The organism is Streptomyces sp. LZ34, assembly GCF_053890475.1.
The window spans coordinates 11,091,111-11,105,434 of record NZ_CM132680.1 but is presented as its reverse complement, the minus strand read 5'-3'; the positions used below and the strand labels follow the sequence as shown (position 1 = coordinate 11,105,434).

Below are 14,324 nucleotides of genomic sequence, written 5' to 3'. Positions count from 1 at the left end.
TCATGGACGGACGCCGACCGTGCAGGGGCGTTGGGAGCGTCAGGCGGCTGAACAATGGCTGATCGTGTGCTGGGGATGAGGTAGCGAGAGTCCGTAGCTTGACAGCTGCCCGGTGCGGGATGGCTGGAGGAGGCAGAGCTGTGGCAGGGCGTCGTGAGGTGCCGGTGGATCCCGGGGCGGGGCCGGTGCAGCGATTCGCATGTGAGTTGCGGAAGCTGCGGACCGAGTCGGGCGGGATCACCTACCGGGTCATGGCGCGCCGGGCGGGCTATTCGATCACCACCTTGTCGCGGGCGGCGGGCGGTGAGCAGTTGCCGACCCTGCCCGTGGCGTTGGCCTACGTGGCGGCATGCGGGGGCGATGCGGACGCGTGGGAGGCACGATGGCGTGAGGCGGCGGAGGAGGAGGCCGCTCGGCTTCCCGAGGACGTCCACGGCGATGTGGAGCCGCCGTACCGGGGGCTGGCCCGGTACGAGACCGCCGACAGCGAACTGTTCTTCGGCCGCGACAAGCTGACCGGGGAGCTGTTGGACCTGGTGCGCCGGGAGCGGTTCGTAGCGGTGTTCGGGCCGTCCGGCAGCGGCAAGTCCTCCTTGCTGCGTGCCGGTCTGGTCCCCGCCCTCCAGGACGCTCAGGGGTCGGTCCTGGGGTTGGCGGCGATCCGGGTCTTGACTCCCGGGGAGCGTCCCTTCCGCGCTCAGGCCCGTCTTCTCGCCCCCGTCGATGCCGAGACCGGCGCGGACACCCTCGTGATCGTGGACCAGTTCGAGGAGGTGTTCACCCTCTGCCACGACGTTGCAGAGCGCGCGCGGTTCATCGCCTTGTTGCTGGCCGCGCGGCAGCCCGGCAGCCGGTTGCGCGTCATCATCGCGGTTCGCGCGGATTTCTACGGTCACTGCGCGGGTCACCGACACCTTGCCGACGCCGTCAACGACGCCAATCTGCTGGTGCGCCCCATGACCCCGGGTGAGCTGCGCGAGGCCATTGCCAAACCCGCCCAGGCCGTCGGCCTGATCGTCGAACGAGCGCTGACGACACGACTCGTCCGTGAGGCCGAGAGCGAGCCCGGCGGGCTGCCGCTGATGTCCCATGTGCTGCGGGAGACCTGGTCCCGCCGCCGTGGCCGCTCGTTGACCGTGGAGGCGTACGGCGCCGCGGGCGGCCTCCATGGCGCGGTCGCCAAAACGGCGGAGGACTGCTACGCCCAGCTCACGGTGGAGCAGGCGGAACTGGCCCGCTGGATCCTGCTGCGCCTGATCAGCCCTGGTGAGGAGGCCAAGGACGCCCGTCGGCCTGCCGAGCGGGCCGAACTTGACACCGGCCGTCCCGAGGACGCCGGGTTTGTGCTCGAGCGCATGGCCCGCGCCCGTCTGATCACTCTGTCCTCGAACACCGTCGACCTCGCTCACGAAGCACTGATCACCGCATGGCCGCGGCTCCACCGGTGGATCGAGTCCGACCGTGACCGACTGCGCCTGCACCGGCGTCTGACGGAGGATGCCCGCGCATGGCAGGATCTCAACCGTGACCCAGGGGCCCTGTACCGGGGCGCGCGCTTGGCGGCGGCCGAAGAGGCATTCTCCGCTGGGGGGCCGCACGGTGAACTCACCGCCACCGAGTGGTCTTTCCTGACCGCCGGCTCACGCCATCACACATATGAACGCAGGCGTCTGCGGGCGTTCCGAGGAGCCCTCGCCCTGCTGGTCGTCCTGGTCCTGGTGGCGGGTGCGGTCGCCTGGCAGCAGAGCCACGCTCGCGATCAGCGACGGGCCGAGGCAGTGGCTCGTAGCACGGCCGCTCTGGCGGAGAACCTGCGTCAGTCGGACCCGATGGCTGCCATGAGGCTCAGCGTGGCCGCGTGGAGGACAGCCGATGTGCCGGAAACGCGTTCCTCCCTCCTGCGCGCCGCCTTCCAGACGGAGCAGAACACCGATAGCGACCCCTTTCCCGACCCTGGCGCCGCACGGTTCCTCGATCGCCATGGCCGCACGCTGACCACCGTCGGAGAGGGCCGGATCGTGCAGCGGGAGGTGGACACACACCGGCAGGTGGCTGCCTACAACCAGATCATGGATACGGAGGATGTCAGCCCGGACGGGCGCAGGGCCATCCTGATGACCCCGCAGGGAGCGCGACTGTGGGATCTCCGCAAAAGGCGAGCGCTGGGCACCAGTGTCGGATCAGTCATGGCCGACAGCAGGTTCGGGGACAGCGGGCGAAGCGTAGTCGTGAGCGACTCCTACGAAGGCAACCGCTCGACACTGGAGGTGTGGAGTGCCGATGGCCGAGGGCTACTGATCAGGAGGAACTCGGAACGTGCCCAGGCGCTGCGCCGTACGGCCGTCAGCAGGAACGATCGCCTGCTGGCGCTGTGCCCACCGGGCGGCTCGCCGGAGATCTGGGACGTGGCCAAGCGCCGAAAGCTGCCCTTGCGCCGGGGCCTGGCGAAGCCGGGGGTGTGCGGCGGCAGCCAGGGCGACGTACGCCACATGCGGTTCACCCCGGACAGCCGGAACCTGGCCGTCACGACCGACGAGGGCGTTCGTATGTGGGATGTCTCCACCGGACGTGAACGCTTGAGCGTCAGAGAATCAGGCTTGTCCCAGCCGGAGTTCAGCGAGGACGCGGAATTTCTCGCGGCAGCCGACAAGGACGAGATTCTGCTGTGGCGCGTCGCAGCGCCGGCCCGTCCGGTCTTCCGGTACCAGCTGCCGAAGGAGACCGCGACGCACCTCAGGCTGGACCTGGAACGTGGAGTGCTTCGCTATCTGGGTGGCACCTCGGGAACCGTGGTGCGATCCCTGTACCTGGGTGGCATCGCCGGCACCGGCTGGCGCGAAGAGCCGTTTCTGACGGCGGCGTTCAGCTCGGACGGGCGCACCCTCAGCGCCACGAGCCGGCGTGATGGCAGGCAGTTCTTCCGATTGCGGGGCAGGCACCGTGGCACGTTCCCGGCAGCTCTACCCGATGTGCCCTGCTCCAAGGGCATTTCACCCCGCACGCGAGGCAAACGGCGCACATGCGTGAGCTACGCGGCCTTCACCCGAGACGGCCGAACGTTCGCAGTCAGCGTGTCCACCCCGGACAAAGCCCGTCATCGGCAGGACGTCACGCTCTTCGATGTCGCGGCACCCGACGAGAGGACCATCATCGCTCTGGTGCCACCTGAGGGAGGCGGCACCGGCCCTGCGGACATCGCACTCAGCCCTGACGGCAAGACCTTGCTCGTCTCCTGGTTTCTGGCGTCGGAGCCGTCAACGCGAATCGAACTCTGGGACGTCCACCGCCGTGTCAGAACCAAGGTTCTGCAGGGCGGCCATCCGAACATCCTCGCCTTCCTGTCCGGCGGGCGCCGCGTGGTCATCTCGGACGGCACCATTGCCGATCTGGAAACAGGCCGGGTGAGCCGGCTTCCGCTCGAGGAGGGTGTACTCAGAGCCGTGGCATCGAGTGCCGATGGCCGGTTGCTGGCATCAGGCAATCGATTCGACCAGATCACCCTGTGGAATGGGCGTACGCGGCGCCGTCTCGCGGCCTTCGCGGGAACGTCCACGAGCATGTCCCGGAGCACGGAGGCGGAATACGTCTCAGCTCTCGCGTTCTCCCGAAATGGGCGCGTCCTGGCCGCGGCCGGCGAGGACGGCACGGTACAGCTCTGGGACACCGAGTCCCACCTGCAGCTCGGTCCGACCCTGCCGACCCAGGGCGACACCATCCTGTCCCTGGCCTTCAGCCGGGACGGCAACACTCTGTATGCCGCTGGCGCACATGTCCCGCTGTACACGTACCCGATCGCTCCACAGCGCCTGGCGGAGGACGTCTGCCGCCGAACCGGAGACCCGCTGTCAGCGGCGGATTGGCATGCGCTCATTCCTGACGTGTCGTATCACCGAACCTGCTGAGCCGGTGTCTCCACAACCGGGATGTCGCGATGACCGGTGACCATGACAAGGTCCCCTGGAAGTCGTGATCAACGGCTGATCTGCTCAGGAACGATGAGTTATGGGTGCTGTTCCGGCGGGTGGTGCCACCGACAGAGGTGAAGCGTCCGCAAGGTGGCGGTCGGCGTAGGGCCGATGATCGCGAGGCCCTGGCCGCGATCATCTTCGTGGCCACCTCGGGCTGCACCTGGCGGCAGCTCCCACCGGTGTTCGGGCCGTGCTGGCAGACGGTCTATCGACGCTTCGCCCAGTGGAGCCGGGCTCGCGTATGTGGCCGACTCCATTGATCACCGACGGGAACGGGCTCCCTCTTTCTCTGGGTATCTCCGGCGCCAACATGCACGACAGTCAGGGCCTGGAGCCTCTCGTCCGCGGCATTCCACCCATTCGCTCACGGCGGGGACCGCGACGCCGACGCCCAGCACAACTGCACGCTGACAAGGGCTACGACTACGCCCATCTGCGTCGATGGCTCCGTCGGCGCGGCATCCGCCACCGCGTCGCCCGCAAGGGCTCGAGTCTTCACACCATCTCGGCCGGCACCGTTGGGTCGTCGAGAGGACGGTGTCCTGGCTGGCGGGCTGCCGTCGGCTCCACCGCCGCTACGAGCGAAAGGCTGAGCACTTCCTCGCCTTCGTCGGCATCGCGGCAGCCCTGATCTGCCACCGGCGTCTGATCAATGGAGCAGCGTCTCGTGCATGACGCGCCTACCAGGCCGGGGCCAGGCGGAGTGGGGAGCTGGTCGGGCAGGTCGAAGAGGAGACCGGTCCGCAGGAAGGCGGCCTGCGTACCGCGCAGACCGCGCGGTGCGTGGGCGGCATCGGCCGGCGATCACCCGTAGAGCGAGCGGGCTCCCGGACTGTTGCCCTTGAAGCGCTGGCCCGCGGCGATCTCCTCGCCGACCACCGACCAGACGGTCTCGTCGTCCTGGAAGGGGAGCGGGTCAATGCTGCTCGTCTCCCGACGGATACGCTCGACCTCGCGCTCCAGGCGCTCGAAGTCGGCTTCCTCGTCGCCGTCGTCGCCGCTGAAGGTGAACTCCTCGAGCAGGCACTGGAACCGGAGGGTGACCTGGACGAGGGAGGAGACGTCCGTGTGGAGTTCCTGCACGGTCTCCTCGTCGGCGTCGAAGGCGTGCACCTTGCCGGAACCGGGGTCGAGGGCGAGGTGGGCGTTGAGCAGCCAGCCGATGACGGGCCATTCGCCCGCGTCCTCCGAGGCGTCGTCGAAGTCGTCGGCGTCGGCGACGTCCTGGACGAGGGGCAGCCGGCCGGTGTCCTCGTCGGGCTCACGCAGCCGGAGCGTCCCGGTGGGGACGCCGACGGTCTGCAGGAGGCGGGCGCCCTCGGTGTCCGCGGTGGAGGGCGGGAAGGCGGTGGCGGGCAGGGTCGCGATCCGGTCCTCGCCGAAGATGTCGGCGAGTTCGCTGCGGGTGACGTCGAATAGCACTGCCGGAACTCCGAACTCCGCGGCGGTACGGGCGCCGTGGGACTCTCAGTGGGTGGAAGCGGTCACAACAACAGCGTTGCGGATCGAGGCGCTTCCGGCGACTCCGATTCCGCCCCGCCCGCTCACCCGCCCTCTTACGGAACGAACTTGTGGTCCGAGGGCGAGGAGTTCCACATCTCCGACCAGCGAGCAGCATGCCCCCCTGAACGAACCAGTCGGTCGTGTGCGGTGTGCCGCCATCAGAAACGGCGTCCAGCAGCCTGGAGCCTGACGGCTCCCCGTCCGGCAGGCTGGACGCGGTCACGTGTTCGACAAGACAGTCCCTGCTTAGGCTTTGCGTGCGAGCAGTTGAATCTCCTGGAACTGCCTGTGGTCGGTGGGCTGAGGCTCGCGAACCATCCGGGCCACTTCGGCCAACCCGGACTTGCGCAGCATCGCGGCGAGGTGATCAGGCCACCACCGATAGGCCGGCGCGACTTTGTGATCGAAGACCTGCGTCGGGTGAGTCGGATCATCGCTTGCCGAAAAGCCGACCAGAAGGTGGCCGCCCGGCGCCAGCACACGATGGAACTCCGCCAGGATGACGGGGAGTTCCTGCGGCGGAGTGTGGATGATGGACCAACGTGAGAGTACGCCGCCCAGCACACCGTCAGCGATGTTCAACGCGGCCATCGAGCCCACGTCGAACCGCAGGCCCGGACAGGCCTGCCGGGCCAACTTGATCATCGCAGGAGAGGCATCAACACCAAACGCCGCCAGCCCCAGCTCGTCCAGATAAGCAGTGATATGGCCAGGCCCACACCCCAGGTCCGCGACCTGACCGTCCCCACTCGCACTGACGACCTCGGCGAAGGCACCCAAGATCGCGCGATCCAGGGGACTGTCACGCAGCGTGTCGCGGAACAGCTGCGCATAGGTGAGGGCAGCAGCGTCGTAAGCCTCGCGGGTGACGCTCAGGGCATCGTGTTCGACCATGCTCGCAACAGTAGTCGCTGGTATCGCTGGTTGTACCGACCGGGGACACTGACTGAGCACCGCGCCCACGGGATCTCTGCCGTCGGCACCTGCAACGGAGCTGCGGGCCCGAGACTCACGAGGCCAACCGCTCGCGTGCGTTGCGACCTGCTCTTGTGGGTTCGACCTCGCCGTCAGGCTGGTTGATCTCGGCCCACACTTCATCGAGGGAAAGGCTGAGGACATCGGCGATCGCCGCGATGGTCGGGAAGGCAGGGGTGGCTACGCGACCAGACTCGATCTTCCGAAGGGTTTCTGGTGAGACACCTGCATCCAGCGCGGTATCGAGCATCGAGCGCTCCCCCCTGGCCCGACGTAGGAGGGCGCCGAGGCGCTGCCCGCGCTCGACCTCTGCGGGAGTGAGCGGCAACCTGACCATGACTCCGATTATAGTACCGGTATAGTATGGCCGGGATAGTTATTGGTAGCGCAAGAAGGGCGCCGCATGATCGAGATCCTGAACCCCACCGAACTGGCCCGAGCAAAGGACACAGGCGCCCTGGTCGCTGACATTTTGCAGACACTGAAGAGCCGTAGCACGGTCGGCACGAGCCTCCTGGACATCGATCGGTGGGCCGAGACCATGATCATCGAGGCTGGAGCGCAGTCCTGCTACGTCGACTACGAGCCGTCCTTCGGACGCGGGCCGTTCGGCCACTACATCTGCACGGCCGTCAACGACGCCGTGCTCCACGGACTGCCATACGACTACACGCTTGCCGACGGCGACCTGCTGACGCTCGACCTCGCCGTCTCCAAAAACGGAGTCGCCGCAGACTCCGCCATCAGCTTCATCGTGGGCGGCTCAAAGCCCCCGGAGAGCGTCGCGATGATCAACGCGACCGAACGCGCGCTGTACGCAGGGATAGCCGCGGCCGGCCCCGGAGCTCGCATCGGTGACATCTCCCATGCCATCGGCTCCGTCCTCAGCGAGGCGGGGTACCCGATCAACACCGAGTTCGGAGGTCATGGCATCGGATCAACGATGCACCAGGACCCGCACGTGTCGAACACCGGACGGCCCGGCCGTGGATACAAACTGCGCCCTGGGCTGATGCTGGCTTTGGAGCCGTGGGTCATGGCGGACACCGCCGAGCTCGTCACCGATGCCGATGGCTGGACCCTCCGAAGCGCGACAGGCTGCCGGACAGCGCACAGTGAGCACACGATCGCCATCACCAACGACGGAGCCGAAATCCTCACCTTGCCCAAGCAGGTGCAGCCGTGAGGTCGGAGCGACCCGTTTCCCTCCGCTCCAAGCACTTCACCGCGAATCGTTGGTGAAATGAGAGGCTGCCAATGTCTCACGTCAACGGCGCCCTGACTCCCCGACACCGTCTCACCATCGCTCGTCTCGTCGTCGACGACGGGTGGCCTATCAGCGAGGTCGCGTCCCGCTTCCAGGTGTCCCGGCCCACCGTGAACGGTGGTCCGACCGCTACCTCGCCGGCGAGCCCATGCACGATCGGTCGTCGCGGTCCAAGTCCTCGCCGTTGGAAACATTCCCGACGGCGGCGGGTGGCGCTAGGCCGGACGGCCCCAGGGCTGCTGATCGCGGCGTGGCGAGATCGAGCGCTTCCACCGCACCATGGCCGACGGATGGACCTACGCCCGCTGCTATCGGTCAGACGACGCTGCGATGGCCAAGCTCAACAGCCTCGAACCCACCCCCACCGACGGCCGCCCACAACTGGTCGACCTCGGCATGCCGATCCTCGGCAATCCCTCAATTCCGCCTCACCTCATAGGACACGGTCCTGTTCCCCACAAGCCTCATTCATGTGGACATCCGCGAGTCACCCGATGGCCGTCACCAGGCGCTCCGCTGCTGTGGTCATGAAGAGCCTCGGGGAATCACGCCGAGCTGCCGCATCTGAGAGAAGACGTCGACGACCCCCCAGATCTCAGCGATTCGACCGCCCGCGAAGCGGAAGATGAAGATCTCGCTGTACCTGACGGACTTGCCGGTTGGCGGGAGGTCCCTGTACTCGCCCTGGTGGGTCCCGGTAACCGTGTTTCTGAAGACGACCTTGTCCCCCTCGGCGATCACATCCTCGACCGCAACGTGAAGGTCGGGGAACGCGCGAAGGAGCACCGCCCACACTTGCTTGAGTGCCTGCGCTCCCGTCGCACCCAGCGGTACTGGCGCGTGGAACAGCACGTCCGGCGCGACGACCTCGTCGATAGTCTTCGAGATGACCTCTGCATCGCCGGTGTTCATGGCGTCATGCAAGCGGCTGAACATCGTTTTGTTGCTTGTTGCCGGGAATGTCGACATGTGGCTCCTCGTCGGGGTGGCCTGAGCAGTCAGGTGGTTATCGCTGCTCAGAGTGTGGGACTTGGCTTCCGGTGTACGGCAGCCCGTCTGGGGCGGGTCGGCGACTGACCACTGTGCGGCCGTGAGTGTTCCGGGCGGTTGGAACCGCCCGGAACACTCACGACGCCGGAACAGCGACGGGCTTATCTGGCGAGTTCGGCCGGTTCGTCCAGTCGTGTCAGCTTCTGTGGGTTTCGCACCACGTAGATCCGGGTGACCTGCCCGTTCTCCACCGCGAGGCTCACGGCGGCCGGTTCGCCGTCGAAGGCGATCCGGCCCGCAGGCTCGCCGTTGAGCCATACGGTCGTCGTCTCGAGCGCGGTCACCACCCGGTTCGCGCGCGCCAGCAGCGGCGCCACCAGTTCGGCCCCGTGGATCGGAGCCAGAGCGGCGGCCACAAGCCCGCCGCCATCGGCGATCAGGACCACGTCGGGTGCCATGATCTCCATCAGCTCCTGCAACTGCCCGGTGCGCAGCGCGATCAGGAACCGCTCCACCACGGCCTGTTGTTCCGACCGGCTCACCCGTACCCGGGGGCGTCGGGCCGCCACATGCTCGCGTGCCCGCCGGGCGATCTGGCGTACCGTGGCCGTGGATTTTCCGATGGCTTCGGCGATCTCGCCGTAGGGTAGTTCGAAGACCTCGCGGAGTACGAACACGGCCCGTTCTGCCGGGCCGAGTGTTTCCAGCACGGTCAGCATCGCGATCGAGACGCTCTCCGCGAGTTCGATGTCCTCGGCGACATCGGGGCTGGTCAGCAGCGGTTCCGGCAGCCACTCGCCTACGTATTCCTCGCGGCTGCGTGAGAGGGTTCGCAGGCGGTTGAGCGCTTGCCGGGTGACGGTCCGGATGAGGTATGCCCGTGGGTCGCGCACCTGTGCGTGGTCGACGTCGGCCCACCGCAGCCAGGATTCCTGCAGCACGTCCTCCGCGTCGGCCGCCGAGCCGAGCATCTCGTAGGCGACGGTGAACAGCAGGCTGCGGTGGGCGACGAACGGGTCCTCGGTCATGCCGTCGACGCTACGCGGGACGTCTCAGGACGCGCGGCGAGCGGTATCTCGCAGGCATCGGAGTAGCCCTGCGACGTGACTCCGTTCGCGTTGTTGTTCCTGGTCGCCATGTTGACGAAGGCGATGTACGCGGTGAGCTCGACCATCGCCGCCGGGCCGAGCCGGTCGAGCAGGCTCGCGTACAGCTCGTCGGTGACGGTCGGCGGCGTGTTCGTCATGGCCTCGGCGTACTCCAGGACATCCCGCTCCAGCGGGGTGAACACCTCCGACTCCCGCCAGCGCGGCACCTGGCTCGCCTTGGCCAGGTCCAGGTTCTGGTTCAGCGCCTGGAAGTAGCCGACGTCGAGGCACCAACTGCAGCCGACCTGCGCCGCGACGGCCATGTGCGCGAACGACTTGAGACTCGCGTCGGCCGCGTTCCACTCGGCCAGCTTGGCCGAGAACTCCAGGTTGTCCGTGGCGACGTCGGGGTTGTTGAACACCACCTCGACGGGCTCGGGCACGGCACCGAGCTGCTTGATCATGTTTTCGCTGAGCTCGGTGGGGAGCTCGGCCTTCGGGACGCGTAGCGCCATGGTGTCCTCCGTGTACGTGTGCGTGTTTGGCATGAAGACACCGCCGGGCCCGCGAATGTGACAACCACCGAAACCGCACACAGATCGTCAGCGCGCACAGGCCCGCGGCCGCTCAGACGGCCCACCGCCACAAGCGTCAACTCACGTGACAGCAAACGGCGTTTTTGCCCTCGGGCCTGATGCGGTCGATGCCCGTTGTAGTGTCCGGCGTAGTCGCGGCATGACATGCAGCGATGGCTTTTCGAGCGGCACAAGATCCGGGCGCGGCTCCGAGCCTGGACGACCTTGGTGAACCTTGACGGGAACTCCGCCGAGCATTGGCCGATGGGCTCCATCATTCGGCGGCTGGTGTCAGGGGCATGCGCTTGGATGTGTGCGTGACCGTTCATGACGTTGCTCGGCGGCTGCCCGAGATAGCCGTCCTCCAAGATCACTGCCGTTCCATGGCGATGCTGGAGGCGGTGCTGAATCCCGAGTGGGCGGACCGCTGCTACTCCTTCGATGGCCATTGGTCCGAGACGGAGTCGATGGCCTCGATGCGTAACGGGTCGGGCGACGAGTACTCGATCGTTTTCTCTGCCGCAGGCACCTATGTCCGTGGGTTCGCTCACGAATCACCCATGAGCCCCTATGCACAGGACGGGCCATGGCCCGGCGTGCTCGATGATGTTCCCGAAGTCTTCCGGTCGTGTGTTGAGGAGCCCGCGTTCTCGGACGAAGACGGGATGCCTGTCATCACTGCGTGTATGTGGCGGGAGCAGGGAGACAACGACTGGAAGACGGGGACAATCGACTTCCCCGAGGAGACCACGGGAGATCCGGACGGCGCCGGGTCCTTGTTCCCCCTGCTGGTGGACCGCTCGGCAGAAGCGTTTCAGCGGTGGGCTGCGGACTACTACGAGGTCCCGATCGACTTGGAGGCCGTTCGTCACGTCTTTTCCTCACGTCCACTGACCGAAGGGGTGGTCAGCGCGTTGAACGCAGAGGTCACACTGGCCGACCTCGCGGGGGACATCACGGAGATCGGCTATCCGCTGGGCAGGCCGGCGTCACCGCTCACCCCACCGCACACTGGACAGGGCAGCAACCACACAACCTGACCCTCACGTTGGGCGTGCGCGGCACAAGCACCCCGCCACGCCTCATCAATGAGCACAGCTACGCGGCCTGACCAGCAGCGATGGGTTTCTGAACGGCACAGCTCTGCCTCACGCGCCGCTCCGCACTCCCGCCTGTGGCAGGAATGCGCCCTACCCGGCCGTTGCCGTCTGCATCGCCGCGTCGGAGACAGGGCCGTGATCACCGCCGGCCGGCACGAACGCGGCCGAAGAGCTCAGAAATCTGCGGCCTGACGGGGGCAGCGCCCCGCGCGGCCTCCTCCTCACCCGACGAGCTGAGGGTCGTTGATGACCCAGCGCTCACCACCTCACTATTGACCGGTCAATTGGCTAATTGTACGGTTTAAGGGCCCGGCGCGGGTCGCCGTGCAGATCAGACGGGAGACCGACATGGCGAATCAGGCAGGGTCCAGCCCGCTGGCACGCGGCTACCGGCTGAAAAGGATCTCCACCGCCGGTACGGCGCCGGCCATGCCGGGGCCCAGCGCGTTCTCGGCGAATCGGCGGAGGCGGGTCCGATCACCCGTGGTCGGCGTTCCGGAACACTCCAGGTGCGGCCGCACCCGCGCTGTCGTCGGCTCGGCTCCGGAGTCACCCGCGGCCTGGCCCAAGCAACCGCGCAGGACGGGGCGAGAACAGCATCCCGCCGACAAGGCGCGGACGCCGAAGAACTGGCTGGCCGGCTCGCTCTTACCAGTCAATTGGCTGAATGTACGGTCTAACCATGACCGTGCCGCTTTACGTACAGATCAGGCGAGAGATCGAAGCGAAGATCCGGGCCGGGGACCTGCCCCCTGGCGCGCGGCTGCCGACCGAGAAGGACCTCTCCGCCCAGCACGGCGTCAGTCGTGCCACGGCCCAACGGGTCCTCAACGACCTGGCAGAGGCGGGACTGGCGATCCGCCGGCGGCGCCACGGAACGTTCGTCGCGGACGTGACGCGGCAGATCAATCTGCTCAACTTCGTCACCCCCGCGGCAGCCGCAAAGGGCGCGCCGGGCCGACACGAAGTCGTTTCGGCGCGGATCGTCAGGGCCGCCGACGCCATCCTGGCCCTCCCCGGCGCCTCCGCCGACACGGCCGTAGTGGAACTGGTCCGCCGCAAGCTCAACGTGCGCGAGGAGCCACAGTCGGTCGAGCGACATGTCGTGCTCTTCGCAGCCGCCCCCGACCTGCTGAACGAGAACCTCGAAGACCTCGTCACCCTCCCGTATCTCCAACGCAGAGGAGTACCGATCGACGCGATCCGGCTCTACCTCGACCCGGTGGCCCTCAACGAGCACGACGCCACATTGCTGCACAGCGAGACCGGAACGCCCGCGCTGATGAGGCGCAGGGAGTTGCGTGCCGATGACGGAAGCACCGTCGAGGTGGTCACGACCCTCGTCCGTCCGGGAACCGCCGAGTTCTTCCTGGAGCTTCCCGTCCCCGCCATATGAGCAGCGTGCCGCTGCCAGAAAGGAAATACGCCAACAATGAAGGTCATCATCATCGGTGCCGGCGTGCTGGGGGTGAGCGTCGCGCGGCAGCTTGCCGTCGCCGGCGAGGACGTTCTCCTGCTCGATCAGTGGGGAGCCGGCACCGGTACGACCGCGACCACCTTCGCCTGGACCAACTCCAGCAGGAAGCCCGACCCGGACTACCACCGGCTGAACCTCGCGGGGATGGAGGAGCACGCCAGGCTCGCCGAGCAACTGCGCGGCGCGCCATCGTACTTCCCCAGGGGGGCGCTGCAGTGGACAGACGCCACAAACGAGCAGCGGCTCGCCGACAACGTGGAACGGCTGCAGGCCCTGGGCTACCCCGCGCGCTGGGTCACGCCCGACGAAGCAACACGGATCGCGGGCGACCTCCGCATCCCGGCGGCCATCACATGCATCGCACACTTCCCCAGCGAGGGATACGTTCTGCCGGACCTCTTGGTGAACAGCCTGCTGGCGGACGCCGAGCAGCACGGAGCCCAGTGCGCGATCGGCGAGGTCGTGGCCATTGTCGACAGGTCTGACGGAGTATCCGTCACTCTGGCCGGAGGAGAGGTCTGCACCGGCGATCGAGTCGTCCTGGCGGCAGGCCGCTGGACAGAACGCCTCGCCGCCCGAGCCGGGATCGACGTTCCCATGGTGACGGATGTCGGTCGCGGATCGCAGACCGTCGGTCTGCTCGGGTACGCCAGGTCCCCGGAGCTCGACCTGCGCTGTGTGATCCACAGCCCCGGCCTCAACCTCCGCCCCGCGGCCGGCGGGCATACCGTCCTGCAGGCTCTCGATCTGAACGCCGACGTCGATCCAGAAGACCCTCCGTCCGCGGACGGGGACATCGCGAGCACCCTCGCTCGGCGGTTCTCCGCACTGCTGCCCGCCCCGAGCCGGGCACCGAAGATCGACCTGCGCGTCGGCTTCCGGTCACTGCCCGCAGACGGCCACACCATCGCCGGCTATGCCTCCGCGCAGTCCCGCGTCTACTGCCTCGTCTCGCACAGCGGGGTCACCTTGGCGCCGATTCTGGGACGGCTGGTCGCGGCCGAGATCACGACTGATCAGGAACAGGACCTCCTTGGGGCCTTCCGGCCCACACGATTCACCGGCGTACGGCGCTCGGACATCGAGGTGGATCAACACGCCACCAGTCTGGGCGAGCAGTAGCCGACAGCCCTCCACCGCTTCCGGAACGGTGCTGTCCGTCAGACGGCCCAGAACACCGGCCGCACAGTCCGAAGAGCGCTTCGGGCCGCCGTCGCTGAGGCCGGGCGTGGTCGTCAGCTCTCGATGTCGAGGTTGCCGCCGACGATGTCGGCTCTGAGCGTGTTGATTCGTTCCATCGACTGGACGGCGCTTGCCTGGTCTTGTGCGGCGACTGAGAGTTCGAGCGCGCGGGCAATGATCATTCCCATGACGACACCGT

Annotated in this window: 12 protein-coding genes and 2 pseudogenes; 7 read left to right on the top strand and 7 right to left on the bottom strand. The window is 67.3% G+C overall.

Annotated features, from left to right (window positions below):
- Positions 1-119 precede the first annotated feature (119 nt).
- Entirely contained in the window at positions 120-3,902 is a 3,783-nt protein-coding gene (locus ACWY4P_RS47880) for an nSTAND1 domain-containing NTPase (RefSeq protein WP_456207069.1), read from the top strand.
- A gap of 80 nt (positions 3,903-3,982) precedes the next feature.
- Positions 3,983-4,643, top strand: a pseudogene (locus tag ACWY4P_RS47875) (IS5 family transposase).
- 129 nt (positions 4,644-4,772) lie between these two features.
- On the opposite strand, the gene ACWY4P_RS47870 reads toward ACWY4P_RS47875, so the two are convergent.
- The 3 genes from ACWY4P_RS47870 to ACWY4P_RS47860 form a co-directional block, all read right to left on the bottom strand.
- On the bottom strand, positions 4,773-5,390 hold the full coding sequence (locus ACWY4P_RS47870) for an SUKH-4 family immunity protein (protein ID WP_456207068.1): 618 nt from the start codon (positions 5,388-5,390) through the stop codon (positions 4,773-4,775).
- A gap of 327 nt (positions 5,391-5,717) precedes the next feature.
- A complete protein-coding gene (locus tag ACWY4P_RS47865) occupies positions 5,718-6,365 on the bottom strand; it encodes a class I SAM-dependent methyltransferase (protein WP_456207067.1) in 648 nt (215 codons plus the stop codon).
- Positions 6,366-6,480: 115 nt separating this feature from the next.
- A complete protein-coding gene (locus ACWY4P_RS47860; protein ID WP_456207066.1) occupies positions 6,481-6,783 on the bottom strand; it encodes a helix-turn-helix domain-containing protein in 303 nt (100 codons plus the stop codon).
- 66 nt (positions 6,784-6,849) lie between these two features.
- On the opposite strand from ACWY4P_RS47860, the gene map reads away from it, so the two are divergent.
- Positions 6,850-7,632: a type I methionyl aminopeptidase gene (map, locus tag ACWY4P_RS47855; protein WP_456207065.1), complete on the top strand. Its 783-nt coding sequence runs from the start codon at positions 6,850-6,852 to the stop codon at positions 7,630-7,632.
- A 71-nt stretch (positions 7,633-7,703) separates the two neighbouring features.
- A pseudogene (locus ACWY4P_RS47850) lies at positions 7,704-7,906 on the top strand (helix-turn-helix domain-containing protein); the annotation flags it as partial.
- Between the two features lie 332 nt (positions 7,907-8,238).
- On the opposite strand, the gene ACWY4P_RS47845 reads toward ACWY4P_RS47850, so the two are convergent.
- The 3 genes from ACWY4P_RS47845 to ACWY4P_RS47835 form a co-directional block, all read right to left on the bottom strand.
- Entirely contained in the window at positions 8,239-8,625 is a 387-nt protein-coding gene (locus ACWY4P_RS47845; protein WP_456207064.1) for an ester cyclase, read from the bottom strand.
- A gap of 239 nt (positions 8,626-8,864) precedes the next feature.
- Complete coding sequence (locus ACWY4P_RS47840; RefSeq protein ID WP_456203233.1) at positions 8,865-9,731, bottom strand: RNA polymerase sigma-70 factor; 867 nt, start codon at positions 9,729-9,731, stop codon at positions 8,865-8,867.
- Positions 9,728-10,306, bottom strand: coding sequence for a carboxymuconolactone decarboxylase family protein (locus ACWY4P_RS47835; RefSeq protein WP_456213087.1), 579 nt, complete (start codon positions 10,304-10,306; stop codon positions 9,728-9,730). Before ACWY4P_RS47835 ends, ACWY4P_RS47840 begins: the two co-directional genes overlap by 4 nt.
- 377 nt (positions 10,307-10,683) lie before the next feature.
- Here ACWY4P_RS47835 and ACWY4P_RS47830 point away from each other — a divergent pair, with 377 nt between their 5' ends.
- The 3 genes from ACWY4P_RS47830 to ACWY4P_RS47820 all read left to right on the top strand — a co-directional run bounded on the left by ACWY4P_RS47830 (position 10,684) and on the right by ACWY4P_RS47820 (position 14,065).
- Complete coding sequence (locus ACWY4P_RS47830; protein WP_456207063.1) at positions 10,684-11,406, top strand: hypothetical protein; 723 nt, start codon at positions 10,684-10,686, stop codon at positions 11,404-11,406.
- A gap of 742 nt (positions 11,407-12,148) precedes the next feature.
- On the top strand, positions 12,149-12,862 hold the full coding sequence (locus ACWY4P_RS47825) for a GntR family transcriptional regulator (protein ID WP_456207062.1): 714 nt from the start codon (positions 12,149-12,151) through the stop codon (positions 12,860-12,862).
- 36 nt (positions 12,863-12,898) lie between these two features.
- Positions 12,899-14,065 carry an NAD(P)/FAD-dependent oxidoreductase gene (locus ACWY4P_RS47820; protein ID WP_456207061.1) on the top strand — a complete coding sequence of 389 codons (1,167 nt, stop codon included), beginning with the start codon at positions 12,899-12,901 and terminating at the stop codon, positions 14,063-14,065.
- 113 nt (positions 14,066-14,178) lie between these two features.
- On the opposite strand, the gene ACWY4P_RS47815 is transcribed toward ACWY4P_RS47820, so the two are convergent.
- The gene (locus ACWY4P_RS47815) at positions 14,179-14,313 is read right to left on the bottom strand and encodes a hypothetical protein (protein WP_456207060.1); all 135 of its coding nucleotides are present in this window, start codon (positions 14,311-14,313) and stop codon (positions 14,179-14,181) included.
- Positions 14,314-14,324: the final 11 nt, after the last annotated feature.

Coding starts and splice junctions, on each gene's coding strand:
- ACWY4P_RS47880 (WP_456207069.1), top strand. CDS start 120: ATGGCTGGAGGAGGCAGAGCTGTGGCAGGGCGTCGTGAGGTGCCGGTG.
- ACWY4P_RS47865 (WP_456207067.1), bottom strand. CDS start 6,365: ATGGTCGAACACGATGCCCTGAGCGTCACCCGCGAGGCTTACGACGCT.
- ACWY4P_RS47860 (WP_456207066.1), bottom strand. CDS start 6,783: ATGGTCAGGTTGCCGCTCACTCCCGCAGAGGTCGAGCGCGGGCAGCGC.
- map (WP_456207065.1), top strand. CDS start 6,850: ATGATCGAGATCCTGAACCCCACCGAACTGGCCCGAGCAAAGGACACA.
- ACWY4P_RS47845 (WP_456207064.1), bottom strand. CDS start 8,625: ATGAACACCGGCGATGCAGAGGTCATCTCGAAGACTATCGACGAGGTC.
- ACWY4P_RS47840 (WP_456203233.1), bottom strand. CDS start 9,731: ATGACCGAGGACCCGTTCGTCGCCCACCGCAGCCTGCTGTTCACCGTC.
- ACWY4P_RS47835 (WP_456213087.1), bottom strand. CDS start 10,306: ATGGCGCTACGCGTCCCGAAGGCCGAGCTCCCCACCGAGCTCAGCGAA.
- ACWY4P_RS47825 (WP_456207062.1), top strand. CDS start 12,149: ATGACCGTGCCGCTTTACGTACAGATCAGGCGAGAGATCGAAGCGAAG.
- ACWY4P_RS47820 (WP_456207061.1), top strand. CDS start 12,899: ATGAAGGTCATCATCATCGGTGCCGGCGTGCTGGGGGTGAGCGTCGCG.
- ACWY4P_RS47815 (WP_456207060.1), bottom strand. CDS start 14,313: ATGGGAATGATCATTGCCCGCGCGCTCGAACTCTCAGTCGCCGCACAA.